The organism is Pandoraea sp. PE-S2R-1 (genome assembly GCF_002179865.1).
Lineage (GTDB): Bacteria > Pseudomonadota > Gammaproteobacteria > Burkholderiales > Burkholderiaceae > Pandoraea.
This window is the reverse complement of sequence record NZ_NGUR01000080.1, coordinates 1-490: the sequence shown is the minus strand read 5'-3', so window position 1 is coordinate 490 and position 490 is coordinate 1. Positions and strand designations below refer to the sequence as shown.

Below are 490 nucleotides of genomic sequence, written 5' to 3'. Positions count from 1 at the left end.
ACCGCATGGACGTGCTGCCGGAGCGGCGCGCCTATGAACCGGGCGAGACGGCCAAGCTTCAGGTGCGCATGCCGTTCCGCTCGGCCACTGCGCTGGTGGCGATCGAGCGAGAAGGCGTGATCGAGACGCGCACGATGGAGATCTCGGGCAAGGATCCGAATGTGTCGCTCAAGGTTGATCCGTCCTGGGGGCCGAACGTCTACGTGTCGGTGTTGGCGGTGCGCGGTCGCATCCACGAGGTCCCCTGGTACTCATTCTTCCAGTGGGGTTGGAAGCAGCCGATGGAGTGGTTCCGCGCTTTCTGGTACGAAGGCCGGGAGTATCAGGCACCCACCGGGCTGGTGGATCTGGGCAAGCCGGCCTATCGCTTCGGATTGACCGAATTGCGTGTGGGCACGGCAGGGCAGCGTCTGGGCGTGGAGGTGAAGCCCGATTCGGCGACATACCCGGTACGAGGCCATGCCAAGGTGCGTATCAAGGTCACGCAGCC

The 490-nt window shown here is 64.5% G+C and carries 1 protein-coding gene; it reads left to right on the top strand.

The features are described 5' to 3' along the window. On the top strand, positions 1-490 hold a 490-nt coding region (locus CDV44_RS27120), incomplete at both ends, for a hypothetical protein (RefSeq protein WP_141118831.1).